Below are 17,461 nucleotides of genomic sequence, written 5' to 3' on the forward strand. Positions count from 1 at the left end.
CGCGTTTTTTCAGAAAAACCAAGTTGCCTGGTTTTGGGGCTGCTGCGCAGCCCAGCGCGGGACAAGCCCGCTCACCACAGAGTTATGTATAAGCCTTTGAGAGTTGTGTAGATAGCTATGCCCCGATAGCGGTAGTCCGCCCAACACTGCTCATAAAGTGAACACCCAAGCCAAAAGCGCCACCTTTTAGCGCGTCGCAAACAGATAAGTAGCTTCCAAACGATTTTCCCTCGACCTGCTGTCGCCCGTGCTTGGGGTGACAGGCTTATCCCACACGCCTCAAAGCGCCTTCCCACAAGTGCTACCGTTCTGCTCACGCCCCTTGAGCGGACCTACTCCTACATCATTTCAAGCCATATCCCGTACTTCCCGCGCGGGCTTATATAGAGGCATCAACAGGTCGTTTTCAGGATTTATTGAATAGCCATTCAATTTTAGGCACGGCATTTGCTCTATCCATTCAAAGCCTCTCTTCTTTACCGACGAAGAGCGCAATAACAAGAGCCTCGCCTGAGGCCATCACCCGCTTTGTGTGAGGAGATACCGCGATGACGTCGTTCAACTCAGGGGCCCAACCCCAGAACCGTGCGCCTCAATCCATCGGCTTTTTGCTGCTGGACAATTTCACGCTGATTTCCCTGGCATCGGCCGTGGAACCGCTGCGCATGGCCAACCAACTGTCCGGCCGCGAGCTGTATCGCTGGACAACCCTGAGTGTCGACGGCAACCAGGTCTGGGCCAGCGACGGGCTGCAAATCACCCCCGATGCCTCCATGCACAAAGCCCCGGCCCTGGACACGGTGATCGTGTGCGGCGGCGTGGGTATCCAGCGCACCGTTACCCGTGAACACGTGTCGTGGCTGCAAAGCCAGGCGCGCCAGTCCCGTCGCCTTGGCGCCGTGTGTACCGGCAGTTGGGCCCTGGCCTGCGCCGGCCTGCTCGACGGTTTTGATTGCAGCGTGCACTGGGAATGCCTGGCGTCGATGCAGGAAGCTTTCCCGCGTGTGGCCATGAGCACGCGCCTGTTCACCCTCGATCGCAATCGCTTCACCAGCTCCGGCGGCACCGCGCCGCTGGACATGATGCTGCACCTGATCAGCCGCGACCACGGCCGTGAACTGTCGGCCGCCATTTCCGAGATGTTTGTGTACGAGCGCATCCGCAACGAACAGGATCACCAGCGTGTGCCGCTCAAGCACATGCTTGGCACCAACCAGCCGAAGCTGCAGGAAATCGTCGCGCTGATGGAAGCCAACCTGGAAGAGCCGATCGACCTGGACGAGCTCGCGGTGTACGTCGCCGTGTCGCGGCGCCAGCTGGAGCGCTTGTTCCAGAAATACCTGCACTGCTCGCCGTCGCGCTACTACCTCAAGCTGCGTTTGATCCGTGCGCGCCAGTTGCTCAAGCAGACGCCGATGTCGATCATCGAAGTGGCGTCGGTGTGCGGGTTTGTCTCCACGCCGCACTTCTCCAAGTGCTACCGCGAATACTTCGGCATTCCGCCACGGGATGAGCGCGTCGGTTCCAACACCACCCAGCAGGTGGCGATGATGCCGATTCCGCAGGCGCTGGTATTGGCGCCATTGGCGGGGCCAATGTCGGCGTTGAGCCAGGCGCGCAATGAGTCGACTTTTGCCAGCGTGAGGCTCTAGACCGAGTCGCCTGCATCGGGGGCAAGCCCCCTCCCACCGTTGACCGAGTTTCAACATGCGAATGCGGTCAAAATGTGGGAGGGGGCTTGCCCCCGATAGCGGTTTATCAGGCGCCAGAGTTCTGCTTGAACTGCACCAAAGCCGGCAACAGCTGCTTATCAATCGCCTGACGCACCGCCGGCAAAATCGTCGCGCTGCCGGTGTACATCTGCTCAACCATACCCTTGAGCGCCTTGGCCCGCGCTTCGCTCAAACCGCGTACGGCACATTCACAGGCCTGCTCGGCAGTAGAGCCGCTGGAGACTTCGAAACCCAGTGAGCGCAGTTGGCCCAGCAGGTCATCCTGATCAATCAAATCCGCATGCATCATGACGTTTATCCTGGTGAGGGGAGCGGGGTTCGACCTCGATTCTGGTAGCCACCCCGGCGGTCGGCAAGGGCAGAATGCGCGAATGCCTCAGATGGCTATGAGCGTGTCGTTTTCGGGCCATTTGCGGACGGCACTTACCGGCACACTGCACCCAGGCACACAGCTTGATGGTTTGGTCACCCTCGGGATGTAACGCTCTCACAAGGCACCTCTGCCCCGATCCAGTCACGGCTGGATCGGGGCTTTTTTTGCCGGTTATTTTTTAGCGGGCAAACCAATGACCCGGCCGAGGAGGGCGGGTTTTGGCAGGTCGGCCTGTTCGGCGCGCAGGGCGATGATTTTTCCCAGCGTCGCCTCGGTAAACGGCGCCGACTGCGGGCCGGCCAGGTCGACGTGCAAGAGCATCTGCTCGTTGCCCGCCAGTTCCCGTTCTTCGCCCACTGGATGCAGGCTGTGATAGAGGTGCAGGCGCTTGGCGTCGTGGGCGATCAGTTGGGTGTGCACCTCAACCTTGGCGCCGAGTTTTACCTCGTGCAGGTAGTTCAGGTGCAGTTCCAGGGTGAACAGCGAGTGGCCGCTGGCTTCGCGGTTGTCGCTGTCCAGGCCCAGGGTGTCCATCAGCGCGTCGGTGGCGTAGCTGAAAATCAGCAGGTAGAACGCGTCGCGCAGGTGGCCGTTGTAGTCGACCCAGTCGGGGAGGACTGGGGTGGTGTAGGTGATCAATGCAGGCATGGTGAGTTGTCCGTTATTCGGCGAAGGTCATACCGTGTTTTTCCTTAGTGGTTTTCACTGCTTCCAGCACCGCCAGCAAGCAATCATCACGATAGCGCTCCAGCGCCGAAATGCTGTGATCACCCAACTGATCGCGGGTGCCATCGACCACATCGTCGATCAGCTTGTCGGTCAGTTCCGGCGCGGGCAGGTAGGTCCACGGCAACTGCAATGCCGGCCCGAACTGCGCCATGAAGTGGCGCATGCCGGCATCGCCGCCCGCCAGGGTGTAGGTGAGGAAGGTGCCCATGAACGACCAGCGCAGGCCGGCGCCAAAACGAATCGCATCGTCGATTTCGCCGGTAGTGGCCACACCGTCATTCACCAAGTGCAGCGCCTCGCGCCACAACGCTTCCAACAGCCGGTCGGCGATAAAACCGGGGACTTCCTTACGCACATGCAGCGGGCGCATGCCAAGGGATTCGTACACCTTGATCGCCGCCTGGATTGCCTGCGGCGCGGTATTTTTGCCGCCCACCACTTCCACCAGCGGCAGCAGGTACACCGGGTTGAATGGGTGCCCGACCACGCAACGTTGCGGGTGGGTCGAACCCTCGTAGAACTCACTCGGCAACAGGCCGGAGGTGCTCGAACCGATCAATGCATCGGGCTTGGCGGCTGCGCTGATCTTGCTGTGCAGTTCCAGTTTCAGCTCCAGGCGTTCCGGGGCGCTTTCCTGGATGAAATCCGCGTCTTTTACGCACTCTTCGATAGTGGCGACAAAGCGCAGGCGGTCCTGTGATGCGCCCGGTGCCAGGCCCTGTTTCTCCAGCGCGCCCCAGGCATTGGCGACACGTTTGCGCAGTGCCGCTTCTGCGCCGGGCGCCGGATCCCAGGCCACCACATCGAGTCCGTGGGCCAGGGCGCGGGACACCCAGCCGCTGCCGATAACACCGCTGCCGAGGGCGGCGAAGGTTTTGATCTCAGTGATAAAGCGCATGGAGACATTCCTGAATAATGTGAAGAACCCATGTGCGAGGGAGCTTGCCCCCTCCCACATTTTTTAACCGCGTTTAGTGAGGCCCATCTTCACGCGGCCCTCGGCCGGGCTCATGACCCGTGCCCCCAGACGGCTGAGGATTTCACTCGCCCGTTCCACAAGCTGGCCGTTGGTGGCGAGCACGCCCTTGTCCAGCCACAGGTTGTCTTCCAGCCCGACCCGCACATTGCCGCCCAGCAGCACCGCCTGCGCCGCCATTGGCATTTGCATGCGGCCGATGCCGAAGCCGGCCCACACTGCGTCGGCGGGCAAGTTGTCGACCATGGCTTTCATGGTGGTGGTATCGGCCGGCGCGCCCCATGGGATGCCCAGGCACAGTTGGAACAGCGGGTTGTCGAGCAGGCCTTCCTTGATCATCTGCTTGGCGAACCACAGGTGGCCGGTGTCGAAGATTTCCAGTTCAGGCTTAACGCCCAGTTCCTGGATGCGTTTGGCCCCGGCGCGCAGTTGCGCCGGGGTGGACACGTAAATCGTGTCGCCGTCGCCGAAGTTCAGGGTGCCGCAGTCCAGGGTGCAGATTTCCGGGAGCAACGCTTCGACGTGGGCCAGGCGCGTCAGTGGGCCGACCAGGTCGGTGTTGGGACCGAACTCCATCGGGTTCTCGCCGCCGCCGATCTCCAGGTCGCCGCCCATGCCGGCGGTGAGGTTGACGATGATGTCGATGTCGGCCTCGCGAATGCGCTCCATCAGTTCGCGGTACAGCGCTACGTCGCGGCTGAACTTACCGGTTTCGGGGTCGCGCACATGGCAATGCACCACGGTAGCGCCGGCCTTGGCGGCTTCCACCGCAGCGGCGGCGATCTGTTTGGGGGTGACCGGCACGTGTGGGCTTCTGGCGGTCGTGTCGCCAGCACCGGTGAGTGCGCAGGTGATGATGACGTCGTGGTTCATGGGGCGGTTCCTTGCAGGCGTGGTGAAACCGTTCGCAGCCTGTGCGGGCTGCGAAACGGTGATGGAAAGCGGGTTATTTGCTGGTCAGTTGCAGGTTGGCTGCAGCCGGTTTGCCGTCGAAGGTGGTCACGCCCTCCAGCCAGCGCGCCTGGTCCTGGGGGTGATCCTTGAGCCACTGCTTGGCGGACTCGATAGCGTCCTTGTGATCCAGCAACGGCTGCATCATCCGGCTCTCGTCGGCGGCGGTGAAGGTCAGGTTGGTCAGCAACTTGTGCACGTTGGGGCACTGTTCGGCGTAGGTCGGCGAGGTCACGGTCCACACCGTCGCCATGCCTTCGTTCGGGCCGAGGGCGTCATCGCTGCCGGTGAGGTAAGTCATCGCCACGTTGACGTTCATCGGGTGCGGCGCCCAGCCGAAGAACACCACGGCTTCCTTGCGGCGCACGGCGCGGTCCACGGCGGCGAGCATGCCGGCCTCACTGGACTCCACCAGTTGGAATTTGCCCAGGCCGAACTGGTTCTTGGCGATCATCGCCTTGATCTGGGTGTTAGCCCCCGAGCCCGGCTCGATCCCGTAGATCTTGCCGCCCAGTTCCTTTTCGAATCTGGCGATATCGGCGAACGTTTTCAGGCCCTTGTCGGCCAGGTACGTCGGCACGGCAAGCGTGGCGCGGGCATCTTCCAGGCTGGCTTTGTCGAGGACTTTGACTTGCTTGGCGTCGACAAACGGCGTGATGGTCTGGGTCATCAGCGGGTTCCAGTAGCCCAGGAACATATCCAGGCGCTGGTCGCGGATGCCGGCGAAGATGATTTGCTGGGAGGCGCTGGTCTGTTTGGTCTTGTAGCCGAGGCCGTCGAGCAGTACTTGGGTCATGGCACTGGTGGCGATGACGTCCGTCCAGTTCACCACGCCCATGCGCACGTTCTGGCATGAAGCGGCATCCGCTGCCATTACGTTGGTGCTCAAAATGGCGCTGGCGCTGAGTGCAAGCACGCAGCGGCTGATCAGTCGATTCATGGTGGATCCCTCGGCAGGTCGTTATTGTGGGGTCCGGCGTCTTTGTGCGCCGTGCAGCCAAGTTACGCAAGCCAGCGGACGGCAAAACGCACGGCGGCGACCACCTCTTGCACTGCAGCGACCTGCCCCCTTGAATCCGCCCCGGAACGGGAGTATCACAGTGCCACGCTGCCCGTCCGACGAGAGCGCCACCATGTCCCAGGATTTCTACTTTTTGCTGATGCCGGGGTTTTCGGCCATTGGCTTTATCTCTGCGCTGGAGCCGCTGCGGGTGGCCAACCGCTTTCGTGGCGAGCTGTACCGTTGGCATGTGCTGAGTGCCGATGGCGGCGCGGTATTGGCGAGCAATGGCATGTCGGTCAACGCCGACGCCGCGCTGGAACCGCTGAAAAAAGGCGCGACCTTACTGGTGGTGGCCGGCTTCGAACCGTTGCAGTTCGCCACTCCCGCACTGGAACACTGGCTGCGCCGCCTCGACCACGACGGCGTGACCCTCGGCGCCATCGACACCGGCGCCTGCGTCCTCGCCGAAGCCGGCCTGCTCGAAGGCCATCGCCTGACCCTGCACTGGGAAGCCATCGATGCGTTCAAGGAGTCCTATCCTCACCTGACCGTGACCCAGGAACTGTTCGAGATCGACCGCCGCCGCATCACCTGCGCCGGCGGCACCGCGTCCATCGACCTGATGCTCGACCTGATCGCCCAGGCCCACGGCCCGGAGCTTGCCATCCAGGTTTCCGAACAATTCGTGCTCGGCCGCATCCGCCCACGCAAAGACCACCAGCGCATGCAGATCGCCACGCGCTACGGCATCAACAACAAAAAGTTGGTCCACGTGATCGGCGAGATGGAGCAGCACACCGAGCCGCCCCTGAGCACCTTGGCCCTGGCCGACGCGATCAAAGTCACCCGACGCCAGTTGGAGCGGCTATTCCGCCTGCACCTGAACGACACGCCAAGCAACTTCTACCTCGGCCTGCGCCTGGAAAAAGCCCGGCAGCTCTTACGTCAAAGCGACATGAGTGTGCTGGAGGTGAGCATTGCCTGCGGGTTTGAGTCACCGTCGTACTTCACTCGCAGCTATCGGGCAAGGTTTGCGAAGTGCCCAAGGGAGGATCGGCGACGGGAGGTGGTTTGACCGGCAATTATAGTCAATTATACTCATAGCTATAATTTATAGTCCTTTCCATAATTGAGTATAAAACCATGTCCAAGCACAGCGGCTTTGTGTTCCGCCGCCCCGCCCTGGCGCGCAGCATTGCCGATGGTCTTGTGGGGGCCGGGATTCAGGATTTCACCTCTGGCCTGTTTCTCGCCGCGCCGCGCCGCACCGGTAAAAGTACGTTTTTGCGCGAAGACCTCATCCCGGAGTGTCAGTTGCGCAGTTGGCTGGCCGTGTATGTGGATCTGTGGGCCGACAAGGAAAAGGATCCCGCCGAGTTGATCGCCAGCGCCATAGCGGCCGCGCTGGTTCCCTATGAAAAAGGCATTCGCAAACTGGCCAAGAACATCGGGATCGAGAAGCTCAGCTTTCTGCGGACGTTGTCCTGGGATTTCAGCAAGCCGCAATTGCCTGTGGGCGCCACGTTGACCCAGGCGTTGGAATTGCTCCACCGCGCGGCGGAAAAGCCCGTCGTACTGGTGATTGATGAAGCGCAGCACGCCTTGACCAGCGATTCAGGCATCAACGCCATGTTCGCGCTGAAAGCAGCCCGGGACCAACTCAACCAAGGTCGTGACGAAGACGGCAGCGGTTTGCATCTGGTGTTCACTGGCTCCAATCGCGACAAGCTGGCACATCTGGTGTTGGGCAAAAGCCAGCCGTTTTTCGGCTCCAGCATCACGCCGTTTCCGTTGCTCGGCAAAGAATTCACCCAGGCCTACACCGTGCATCTCAACGCGCACCTGGCCAAGACCAACCAATTCAACGCGGCGGATATTGATGAAGCTTTTGAGCTAGTGGGCCGTCGCCCCGAGATGTTGCGCACGATCATCGGTGAAGTCGCCCTGGAGTTAGGCGAGGCGAGCAACCTGGGCCAACTGCTGCACAGCCGCGCCGAATTGCTGCGCGCAGGTGTATGGACCGAATTCGAAAGCGCCTGGAACGCGCTGACCCTCCCGCAGCGTGCGGTGCTGGCGGTGATGGTAGAGCGTTCGCAACACAACGAACCCTTTGCCCCGTTCACCGACAGCACCCTGACGGCGGTCAGCAAGGCGCTGGAAGACATGGGCAGCGACGTGGTGCCGGGCACCCAGACGATTCAGGCCTGTATCGATGCCTTGCGCGACAAGGAATTGGTGTGGAAATCGAGCCGGGGTGGGTATGCCCTGGAAGACAAGGCGTTTGGGGATTGGCTGCTGCACAAGCGCTGAAGGGCACTTTTGCTTCAATGTGGGAGGGGGCTTGCCCCCGATAGCGGTGTGTCAGCCAAAGCTGTATCAACTGACAGTCCGTCATCGGGGGCAAGCCCCCTCCCACAGTAGATTTTCGGTGTGTGTTATTTTTTCAGCAGGGCGGAGCACGCGGTCTTGAAGGCCTCATGCTGATACTTGTTCAGCGTCGCCGGCAGGTCAAAATTGTGCTTTTTGTTCTGCGCATTAACGGTCTGCGGCGACAGCAAGGTCACCTCCACGCCCTCCAGCAACTGAAACACCCCTTCAATCTTGAACGTCGTCGGGCCGCCGGCGAATTCACCCTTCTTGCTGCGCTTCTTGATCGCGATGCGAGTGATGGCGTTGTCCTGCACAAACGCTTTCACCTGAGCGGCGAAGGCTTTGACGTTGGCCGCTTCATCGTCATCGTCGAGGGCGATTTTCTTGGTCGCCAGGGCGACGTGGGTCAGCGCCTGGTTGTCCAGGGCGGCGAGGGCGATGATGGCTTCGCTGCCTTTGATTTCGATGCCGCAGGTTTTCATGTCATGGCCTGGCAATAGGTGGAGAGGCGACGGATGGTCGCGCACCTCAAGACTAAAGCCAACTCCAAATCGGCTCAAATAAAAACCGCAACCCATGACCGTCTGTCAGAAGATCATTCCGACCTGTTATTTCTGACAGTAGCCAATGATGGAAGTCCTGCATAGATTGGTTTGAAAGAGTCAACCCCCTCGACCTTCTGAGAAGGAAGTTGCGCAATGATCATCAGGAAAAATATTCGCTCTCTGAGTGATAGCGAGAAAAAGTCGTTTATTGATAGCTTGCTTGAACTCAAGAGACGCGGTGAATACGACAAGTACGTTCACTGGCATCACGGCGTCATGGTGCCGACTGTGCATTGCGATGAGCCCCAGGATCCCGACTACCGCAATGGGGCCCATCTCGGGCCGGCCTTCCTGCCCTGGCATCGAGAGATGCTTATGCAGCTTGAGGCTGAGTTGCGCGGTATCAGTCCCGATGTAGCGCTGCCTTATTGGGACTGGACCGAAGATGCGGCCAATCCTGCGGGATCACCGGTCTGGAGGACGGACTTGATGGGCGGAAACGGCGATCCAAGCGATCAGTTTCGGGTCAAGGATGGGCCGTTTGCCTACAGCGGCGGTCAATGGGAAGTGCCTGAGTACCCCGAGGATGATTTGCCGGGCAAAGGCCTCAAGCGCCAGTTTGGTCAGTGGGTCGGCTCGCTTCCTACAGTGGCCGATCTGCAGATGGCCATGCGTGAAAGCTTGTATGACACGCCGCCTTTTGATTCAGGACCCTATACCCGTGGGTTTCGCAATCGTTTGGAGGGCTGGGTCACTCAACGTGGCGATCCACAAGTGACTACGCCTGGCTCCCAGTTGCATAACCGCGTGCATCTCTGGATCGGCGGCAATATGTTGGCGATGACCTCGCCGGAGGATCCGGTGTTCTTCCTCCATCATTGCTTTATCGACAAGGTATGGGCGGACTGGCAAGCGCAAATGAAGCTGGATAAACCCAAGTGGGCGCCCCATTACGCGCCGATGCGCTGCGGTCCGGAGGGCCACAACGTTGGGGACCTGATCAACCCGTGGGGTGAGCGTAGTATTCGTCAGGTGTTGGATATCGCCAAGCTGGGCTATCAATACTCTCCATCGCGAGAATTGGTTCGCAGCCCGTTCAAGTCGCCTTTCATGGCTTGAATCCGTCGCCGCTCCCGCACGTTGGCGGCGGGAGTTGGCATTCACTCCTGCCCAATCGACTCCAAAAACTCCGACCGCTCATCACTCATCCGCGCCAGGCAGTCGTTGTGCGCAATCGCATAGGCCTTGGTGCCGGTGACTGCCGGGAAGGTGTCCACCGCACAATCGGCATCCCGCAGTTTTTCCCACTTTTGCTGCGCGTCCTTCAGACGGGCGGTAATGTCCGCCAGTTTGGTCTTGTCGCTGCCGTAGGTCGAACCCATGCGCTCCAGCAACCCCTGATAGTTATCCTTGAGCAATTGCTCAGCGGTGGTTTTGTTATAGGAGGCGCATTCCAGGGTTTGCGTGTCGCTTTCGATGCCATCGCACGGCGTGCTGTCGGTGTCTTCGGCCGCGTGGACGCCGGTTGCGATGAGTGCCAAAGCCAGGAAAATCGATTTCATTGCGCCGTCTCATATCAGGTGATGCGGGAATTCTGGCTCAAGCGTAAGACAAATAACAGCCGCCAGTCAGACCTCTCTTAACAGCCTTTGTCGCGGATTGACGCTTTCGGCAATTCCCCTGTCGTTTTTGCACCCGGCTCAGGTTGCCCCTGGGCATATGCTGGCCCCAAAGCGCCGGCAGACGATTCGGCGCATGAATTGCCAATAAGGGGACAGCCTGATGAGCCCAGCCGAACTTCACGCCGACAGCATCGTTATCGACGGGCTGATTATTGCCAAGTGGAACCGCGAGCTGTTCGAGGACATGCGCAAGGGTGGCCTCACCGCCGCCAACTGCACCGTGTCGGTGTGGGAAGGCTTCCAGGCCACGATCAATAACATCGTCGCCAGCCAGACCCTGATCCGCGAGAACAGCGACCTGGTAATCCCGGTGAAAACCACCGCCGACATCCGCAAGGCCAAGGAACTGGGCAAGACCGGCATCATCTTCGGCTTCCAGAACGCCCATGCATTTGAAGACCAGCTCGGCTACGTCGAGATCTTCAAGCAGCTCGGCGTCGGTGTGGTGCAGATGTGCTACAACACCCAGAACCTGGTGGGCACCGGTTGCTACGAGCGCGACGGCGGCCTGTCGGGTTTTGGTCGCGAGATCGTTGGCGAGATGAACCGCGTCGGCATCATGTGCGACCTGTCCCACGTCGGCTCCAAAACCTCCGAAGAAGTCATCCTCGAATCGAAAAAACCGGTGTGCTACTCCCACTGCCTGCCGTCCGGCCTGAAAGAGCACCCGCGCAACAAGTCCGATGAAGAGCTTAAGTTCATCGCCGACCACGGCGGCTTTGTCGGCGTGACCATGTTCGCGCCGTTCCTCGCCAAGGGCATCGATTCGACCATCGACGATTACGCCGAAGCCATCGAATACACCATGAACATCGTCGGCGAAGACGCCATTGGCATCGGCACCGACTTTACCCAGGGCCATGGCCAGGATTTCTTCGAAATGCTGACCCATGACAAGGGCTACGCCCGCCGCCTGACCAGCTTCGGCAAGATCATCAACCCGCTGGGCATCCGCACCGTGGGCGAGTTCCCCAACCTCACCGAAACCCTGCTCAAGCGCGGCCACAGCGAGCGCGTGGTGCGCAAGATCATGGGCGAGAACTGGGTCAACGTGCTCAAGGACGTCTGGGGCGAATAAGCCACCGCATTTTTCCCTCGACCGTTCGCGTCGAGGGCACACCTAAGAATTTTCTGGAGTTAAGTTTCCATGGCCAAAATCGCCCCGCAATTGCCAATCGAAGTCGACAGCGAAACCGGTGTCTGGACCTCCGACGCCCTGCCTATGCTGTACGTGCCGCGCCATTTCTTCGTCAACAACCACATGGGCATCGAAGAAGTGCTGGGCGCCGACGCCTACGCCGAGATCCTCTACAAGGCCGGCTACAAATCCGCCTGGCACTGGTGTGAAAAAGAAGCCGAGTGCCACGGCCTGGAAGGCGTCGCGGTGTTCGAGCACTACATGAAGCGCCTGTCGCAACGCGGCTGGGGCCTGTTCAAGATCCAGGACATCGACCTCGACAAAGGCACCGCCAGCGTCAAGCTCGAACACTCGGCATTCGTCTACGTGTACGGCAAGGTCGGGCGCAAGGTGGACTACATGTTCACCGGCTGGTTTGCCGGCGCCATGGACCAGATTCTTGAGGCCCGTGGCAGCAAGATCCGCACCGTCGCCGAACAAGTCTACGGAGGCTCCGAAGAGGGCCACGATGATGGTTTGTTCACCGTCAAGCCGTTGTAAGCCGAGGACCGTGCCATGGCTTTCGAAGCAATGTTCCAGCCGATCCAGATCGGCAAACTGACCATCCGCAACCGCGTGCTCAGTACCGCCCACGCCGAGGTGTATGCCACCGACGGCGGCATGACCACCGACCGCTATGTGAAGTATTACGAAGAGAAAGCCAAGGGCGGTATCGGCCTGGCAATCTGTGGCGGTTCCTCGGTGGTTGCCATCGACAGCCCCCAGGAATGGTGGAGCTCGGTGAACCTGTCCACCGACCGCATCATCCCGCACTTCCAGAACCTGGCCGATGCCATGCACAAGCATGGCGCCAAGATCATGATCCAGATTACCCACATGGGCCGACGCTCGCGTTGGGACGGCTTCAACTGGCCGACCCTGATGTCGCCGTCCGGTGTGCGTGAGCCGGTGCACCGCGCAACCTGCAAGACCATCGAGCCGGAAGAGATCTGGCGCGTGATCGGCAACTACGCCAGCGCCGCCAAACGCGCCAAGGCCGGTGGCCTGGACGGTGTGGAACTGTCCGCCGTGCACCAGCACATGATCGACCAGTTCTGGAGCCCGCGGGTCAACAAGCGGACCGACGAATGGGGCGGCACCTTTGAAGGCCGCATGAAGTTCGGCCTGGAAGTCCTCAAGGCCGTGCGCGCCGAAGTCGGTGATGACTTTTGCGTGGGCATGCGCCTGTGCGGTGACGAGTTCCATCCGGACGGCCTGTCCCACGAGGACATGAAGCAGATCGCCAAGTATTACGACGACACCGGCATGCTCGATTTCATCGGCGTGGTGGGCTCGGGTTGCGACACCCACAACACCCTGGCCAACGTAATCCCGAACATGAGCTACCCGCCGGAGCCGTTCCTGCACCTGGCGGCCGGCATCAAGGAAGTGGTCAAGGTTCCGGTACTGCACGCGCAGAACATCAAGGACCCGAACCAGGCCACGCGCATTCTGGAAGGCGGCTATGTGGACATGGTCGGCATGACCCGTGCGCACATCGCCGACCCGCACCTGATCGCCAAGATCAAGATGGGCCAGATCGACCAGATCAAACAGTGCGTCGGCGCCAACTACTGCATCGATCGCCAGTACCAGGGCCTGGATGTGCTGTGCATCCAGAACGCCGCGACCTCCCGTGAATACATGGGCGTACCGCACATCATCGAGAAATCCACCGGGCCGAAACGCAAAGTGGTCGTGGTGGGTGCCGGCCCTGCCGGTATGGAGGCTGCACGTGTCGCTGCCGAACGTGGCCACGACGTGACCCTTTTGGAGAAAAAAGAGTTTATCGGCGGGCAGATCACCACGGCTTCCAAGGCGCCGCAACGCGACCAGATCGCCGGCATCACCCGCTGGTTCCAGTTGGAACTGGCGCGCTTGAAAGTCGACCTGCGCCTGGGCGTGGCGGCCGATGCCGCGACCATCCTGGACCTGCGTCCGGACGTGGTGGTGCTGGCGGTCGGCGGGCATCCGTTTATCGAGCAGAACGAGCACTGGGGCGCCGCCGAAGGCCTGGTGGTGAGCAGCTGGGACGTGCTCGACGGCAAAGTCGCGCCGGGCAAGAACGTGCTGGTCTACGACACCATCTGTGAATTCACCGGCATGTCGGTGGCGGACTTTTTGGCCGACAAAGGCTGCCAGGTGGAAATCGTCACCGACGACATCAAGCCGGGCGTGGCGATTGGCGGTACGTCGTTCCCGACCTACTACCGCAGCATGTACCCCAAAGAAGTGATCATGACCGGCGACATGATGCTGGAAAAGGTCTACCGCGAAGGCGACAAGCTGGTGGCGGTATTGGAGAACGAATACACCGGCGCCAAAGAGGAGCGGGTGGTGGACCAGGTGGTGGTGGAGAACGGCGTGCGTCCGGACGAAGCCATCTACTACGGGCTCAAGGAAGGGTCGCGCAACAAGGGCCAGATCGACGTTGAAGCGCTGTTCGCGATCAAACCGCAGCCGTGCCTGAGCGAAGCGGGCGAGGGGTACTTGCTGTTCCGCATCGGTGACTGTGTGGCGCAGCGCAATACCCACGCTGCGATCTACGACGCCCTGCGCTTGTGCAAGGATTTCTGACCCGACACCGAACCAATGTGGGATTGGTTTCAAATGTGGGAGGGGGCTTGCCCCCGATGGCGGAGTGTCAGTTGATACAGCTGTAGCTGACCCACCGCTATCGGGGGCAAGCCCCCTCCCACATTTAGGCCGGTTTCACAGTAGACCTGTGTGGTCTGTGGGAGCTTCACCATGTTGAACACCTTGCTGCCTATTCTCTTGTTTGCCGCCCTGGGCCTCGCCGTCCTCGGCGCCCTGCGCCGCGTGAACATGTGGCGCCGTGGCCGTGCCTCCAAGGTCGACCTGCTCGGCGGTCTGTTGGCCATGCCCAAGCGCTATATGGTCGACCTGCACCACGTGGTCGCCCGCGATAAATACATCGCCAACACCCACGTCGCCACGGCGCTGGGCTTTGTCCTGTCGGCGCTGCTGGCGATTCTGGTGCATGGCTTCGGCCTGCAAAACCGCATCCTCGGCTATGCCTTGCTGCTGGCTTCGGTGTTGATGTTTGTCGGCGCCATCTTTATGTACCTGCGTCGGCGCAACCCGCCCGCACGCCTGTCCAAAGGCCCATGGATGCGCCTGCCGAAAAGCCTGATGGCGTTCTCGGTGAGTTTCTTCCTGGTGACGCTGCCGGTGGCCGGGATTCTGCCCGCCGACTTCGGTGGCTGGCTGCTCGCGGCGTTGCTCAGCGTGGGTGTGCTGTGGGGCGTGTCCGAAATGTTCTTCGGCATGACCTGGGGCGGGCCGATGAAGCACGCCTTCGCCGGTGCCCTGCACCTGGCCTGGCACCGCCGTGCCGAACGCTTCGGTGGCGGGCGCTCCACCGGTTTGAAACCGCTGGACCTCAGCGATAAATCCGCGCCGCTGGGCGTGGAGAAACCCAAGGATTTCACCTGGAACCAACTGCTCGGCTTTGACGCCTGCGTGCAGTGCGGCAAGTGCGAAGCGGCGTGCCCGGCGTTCGCTGCCGGCCAGCCGCTGAACCCGAAAAAACTCATCCAGGACATGGTGGTCGGCCTGGCTGGTGGCACCGATGCCAAGTTCGCCGGCAGCCCGTATCCGGGCAAGGCGATTGGCGAACACGGCGGCAACCCGCATCAACCGATCGTCAACGGCCTGGTGGACGCCGAGACCCTGTGGTCGTGCACCACCTGCCGCGCTTGCGTGGAAGAGTGCCCGATGATGATCGAGCACGTGGACGCCATCGTCGACATGCGTCGCCACCTCACTCTGGAAAAAGGCGCCACCCCGAACAAAGGCGCCGAAGTCCTGGAAAACCTGATCGCCACCGACAACCCTGGCGGTTTTGCACCGGGCGGTCGCCTCAACTGGGCGGCGGATCTGAACCTGCCGTTGCTCAGTGACAAGGGCACCACCGACGTGCTGTTCTGGGTCGGCGACGGAGCCTTCGACATGCGCAACCAACGCACCCTGCGTGCGTTCGTCAAAGTGCTCAAAGCCGCCAACGTCGACTTCGCCGTGCTCGGCCTGGAAGAGCGCGACAGCGGCGACGTCGCCCGTCGCCTGGGCGATGAAGCGACGTTCCAACTGCTGGCCACGCGCAATATCCAGACCTTGGCCAAGTACAGCTTCAAACGCATCGTCACCTGCGACCCCCACAGTTTCCATGTGCTGAAAAACGAATACGGCGCCTTCAACGGCAACTACCTCGTGCAGCACCACAGCACCTTCATGGCCGAGCTGATCGGTGACGGCGCGCTGAACCTGGGCCAGCACAAAGGCAACAGCGTGACCTATCACGACCCGTGCTACCTGGGCCGCTACAACGGCGAATACGAGGCGCCGCGCCAAGTGCTGCGGGCGCTGGGGATCGAGGTCAAGGAGATGCAACGCTCGGGCTTCCGTTCGCGCTGCTGCGGCGGTGGCGGCGGGGCGCCGATCACGGACATTCCTGGCAAGCAACGGATCCCGGATATGCGCATGGACGATATCCGCGAGACCGGTGCCGAGTTGGTGGCAGTTGGTTGCCCGCAATGCACGGCGATGCTTGAAGGTGTTGTCGAGCCGCGGCCATTGATCAAGGACATTGCCGAGCTGGTGGCTGACGCGTTGCTTGAAGACACTGCGCCGGCGAAAGTGCCTAAACGTCCTGTCCAACAAACGTCTGCGGAGATGCACTGATGAGCGACATTATCCGCCGCGACCCACGGGCTGAATGGATCGCCCGTAACCGTCTGCACCCGTTGCATGCGGCCATGCAGCCGGTGCAACAGAGTTGGATGGGGCCGAACGGCGTTATCCGCAAAAACGTCCATGGCGTCGGGTTTATCGGCCCCAACGGCATCAAGCGCATCGACCGCAGCGGCGCCCAGCAGGGCGGCGCGGCCAAGCGTACGGCGGCGGTGGAAGTGCAATTGCCGCTGCATCAGGTGCCTGCGCCTGCGTTCTACATCAACGTAGTGCCGGACATGGTCGGCGGCCGTCTGAGCAGCCACGACCGTGACCTGCTCGGCCTGGCGCGGCAACTCGCCGGCAACGACGGCGCGGTGTTGGCGGTGGTGTTTGGCGAGCACAAGGAAAGCGCGTTTGCCACCGCCGGTGTCGACCGCCTGCTGGTGCTGGAGGGGCATGAGTTCGACGGTTATTCACCCGAGCAACGCGTGCAGGGTTTGCGGGCTGTGGATAACCAGTTCAACCCACGCCATTGGCTGCTGCCCGACAGCCGCAGTGGCGGGGGTGAGCTGGGTCGGCGTTTTGCCGCCAGCCTCAAGGAACGCCTGGCCACGCGGGTGTGGCAGATTAAGGATGACGAGTGCATCGGCCGCGCCGGTGCCGGCCAGCAAGACTTGGCGCGGCCACTGCCACGCTTGATCCTCGCCGCCGTCGAATGTGCCGATCCGGTCAGCGACACGCGCCATGAAGTCTTGCCCGTGGAGTTATCCACAACCCTGGCCCGCAGCCTGCCGCGTATCGAAGACCTCGGCGCGGTGGCGGTGGACCCGGCGGCGATTCCGATGGCCGAAGCAGAGTTCATTTTCTCCGGCGGCAACGGCGTGAAGGATTGGAACCTGTTCCACCAGACCGCTGCTGCCCTGGGCGCCACCGAAGGCGCGTCGCGGGTGGCGGTGGACGACGGCTTCATGGCCCGTGATCGCCAGGTCGGCGCCAGCGGCACTTGGGTCACCGCACGGGTGTATGTGGCCGTGGGAATTTCCGGGGCGATCCAGCACCTGCAAGGCATCGGTGCCTGCGACAAGGTGGTGGCGATCAACCTCGACCCGGGTTGCGACATGATCAAGCGTGCCGACCTGTCGGTGATCGGCGAGAGCGCCGCGATTCTGCAAGCCTTGATCGATGCGGTCGAGGCCTACCGCAACGGCGCCAAGCGCGATGCGGCTTAGG

The 17,461-nt window shown here is 61.3% G+C and carries 16 protein-coding genes; 9 read left to right on the forward strand and 7 right to left on the reverse strand.

Annotated elements, in window-relative coordinates; translation table 11 throughout:
- Window positions 1–548: 548 nt before the first annotated feature.
- Window positions 549–1,652, forward strand: coding sequence for a GlxA family transcriptional regulator (locus tag EJD88_RS16880; RefSeq protein WP_099585767.1), 1,104 nt, complete (start codon window positions 549–551; stop codon window positions 1,650–1,652).
- 106 nt (window positions 1,653–1,758) lie between these two features.
- Here the strand turns inward: EJD88_RS16880 and EJD88_RS16885 are convergent, their stop codons facing one another.
- The 5 genes from EJD88_RS16885 to EJD88_RS16905 form a co-directional block, all read right to left on the reverse strand.
- Complete coding sequence (locus EJD88_RS16885) at window positions 1,759–2,022, reverse strand: hypothetical protein (RefSeq protein WP_017735989.1); 264 nt, start codon at window positions 2,020–2,022, stop codon at window positions 1,759–1,761.
- Window positions 2,023–2,277: 255 nt separating this feature from the next.
- Window positions 2,278–2,754 carry a thioesterase family protein gene (locus tag EJD88_RS16890; protein WP_158878532.1) on the reverse strand — a complete coding sequence of 159 codons (477 nt, stop codon included), beginning with the start codon at window positions 2,752–2,754 and terminating at the stop codon, window positions 2,278–2,280.
- Between the two features lie 13 nt (window positions 2,755–2,767).
- On the reverse strand, window positions 2,768–3,733 hold the full coding sequence (locus EJD88_RS16895) for an L-carnitine dehydrogenase (RefSeq protein WP_099585765.1): 966 nt from the start codon (window positions 3,731–3,733) through the stop codon (window positions 2,768–2,770).
- Between the two features lie 63 nt (window positions 3,734–3,796).
- Window positions 3,797–4,684, reverse strand: a complete 888-nt coding sequence (locus EJD88_RS16900) for a 3-keto-5-aminohexanoate cleavage protein (protein ID WP_099585764.1) — start codon at window positions 4,682–4,684, stop codon at window positions 3,797–3,799.
- 73 nt (window positions 4,685–4,757) lie between these two features.
- A complete protein-coding gene (locus EJD88_RS16905) occupies window positions 4,758–5,702 on the reverse strand; it encodes a choline ABC transporter substrate-binding protein (RefSeq protein WP_099585763.1) in 945 nt (314 codons plus the stop codon).
- A 193-nt stretch (window positions 5,703–5,895) separates the two neighbouring features.
- Here EJD88_RS16905 and EJD88_RS16910 point away from each other — a divergent pair, with 193 nt between their 5' ends.
- On the forward strand, window positions 5,896–6,840 hold the full coding sequence (locus EJD88_RS16910) for a GlxA family transcriptional regulator (RefSeq protein WP_160385001.1): 945 nt from the start codon (window positions 5,896–5,898) through the stop codon (window positions 6,838–6,840).
- Between the two features lie 68 nt (window positions 6,841–6,908).
- A complete protein-coding gene (locus EJD88_RS16915; RefSeq protein WP_158878534.1) occupies window positions 6,909–8,075 on the forward strand; it encodes an AAA family ATPase in 1,167 nt (388 codons plus the stop codon).
- A 125-nt stretch (window positions 8,076–8,200) separates the two neighbouring features.
- Here the strand turns inward: EJD88_RS16915 and EJD88_RS16920 are convergent, their stop codons facing one another.
- Window positions 8,201–8,617 carry a DUF3010 family protein gene (locus EJD88_RS16920; RefSeq protein WP_158878535.1) on the reverse strand — a complete coding sequence of 139 codons (417 nt, stop codon included), beginning with the start codon at window positions 8,615–8,617 and terminating at the stop codon, window positions 8,201–8,203.
- Window positions 8,618–8,833: 216 nt separating this feature from the next.
- Between EJD88_RS16920 and EJD88_RS16925 the strand changes: the two genes are divergently transcribed.
- The gene (locus tag EJD88_RS16925) at window positions 8,834–9,799 is read left to right on the forward strand and encodes a tyrosinase family protein (RefSeq protein ID WP_099585759.1); all 966 of its coding nucleotides are present in this window, start codon (window positions 8,834–8,836) and stop codon (window positions 9,797–9,799) included.
- Between the two features lie 41 nt (window positions 9,800–9,840).
- On the opposite strand, the gene EJD88_RS16930 is transcribed toward EJD88_RS16925, so the two are convergent.
- Window positions 9,841–10,242: a lysozyme inhibitor LprI family protein gene (locus tag EJD88_RS16930; RefSeq protein WP_158878536.1), complete on the reverse strand. Its 402-nt coding sequence runs from the start codon at window positions 10,240–10,242 to the stop codon at window positions 9,841–9,843.
- A 220-nt stretch (window positions 10,243–10,462) separates the two neighbouring features.
- On the opposite strand from EJD88_RS16930, the gene EJD88_RS16935 reads away from it, so the two are divergent.
- From EJD88_RS16935 to EJD88_RS16955, 5 genes are all read left to right on the forward strand, one after another.
- Entirely contained in the window at window positions 10,463–11,440 is a 978-nt protein-coding gene (locus EJD88_RS16935; protein ID WP_099585757.1) for a dipeptidase, read from the forward strand.
- Window positions 11,441–11,509: 69 nt separating this feature from the next.
- On the forward strand, window positions 11,510–12,040 hold the full coding sequence (locus EJD88_RS16940) for a DUF5943 domain-containing protein (RefSeq protein ID WP_005792152.1): 531 nt from the start codon (window positions 11,510–11,512) through the stop codon (window positions 12,038–12,040).
- A 15-nt stretch (window positions 12,041–12,055) separates the two neighbouring features.
- Complete coding sequence (gene dgcA / locus EJD88_RS16945; protein ID WP_099585755.1) at window positions 12,056–14,116, forward strand: dimethylglycine demethylation protein DgcA; 2,061 nt, start codon at window positions 12,056–12,058, stop codon at window positions 14,114–14,116.
- Window positions 14,117–14,287: 171 nt separating this feature from the next.
- Window positions 14,288–16,240: a dimethylglycine demethylation protein DgcB gene (dgcB, locus tag EJD88_RS16950; protein WP_158878537.1), complete on the forward strand. Its 1,953-nt coding sequence runs from the start codon at window positions 14,288–14,290 to the stop codon at window positions 16,238–16,240.
- The gene (locus tag EJD88_RS16955; RefSeq protein WP_158878538.1) at window positions 16,240–17,460 is read left to right on the forward strand and encodes an electron transfer flavoprotein subunit alpha/FixB family protein; all 1,221 of its coding nucleotides are present in this window, start codon (window positions 16,240–16,242) and stop codon (window positions 17,458–17,460) included. Before dgcB ends, EJD88_RS16955 begins: the two co-directional genes overlap by 1 nt.
- Window position 17,461: the final 1 nt, after the last annotated feature.

Source organism: Pseudomonas sp. PB105, from assembly GCF_009764655.1.
Taxonomy (GTDB): Bacteria; Pseudomonadota; Gammaproteobacteria; order Pseudomonadales; family Pseudomonadaceae; genus Aquipseudomonas; species Aquipseudomonas cyclaminis.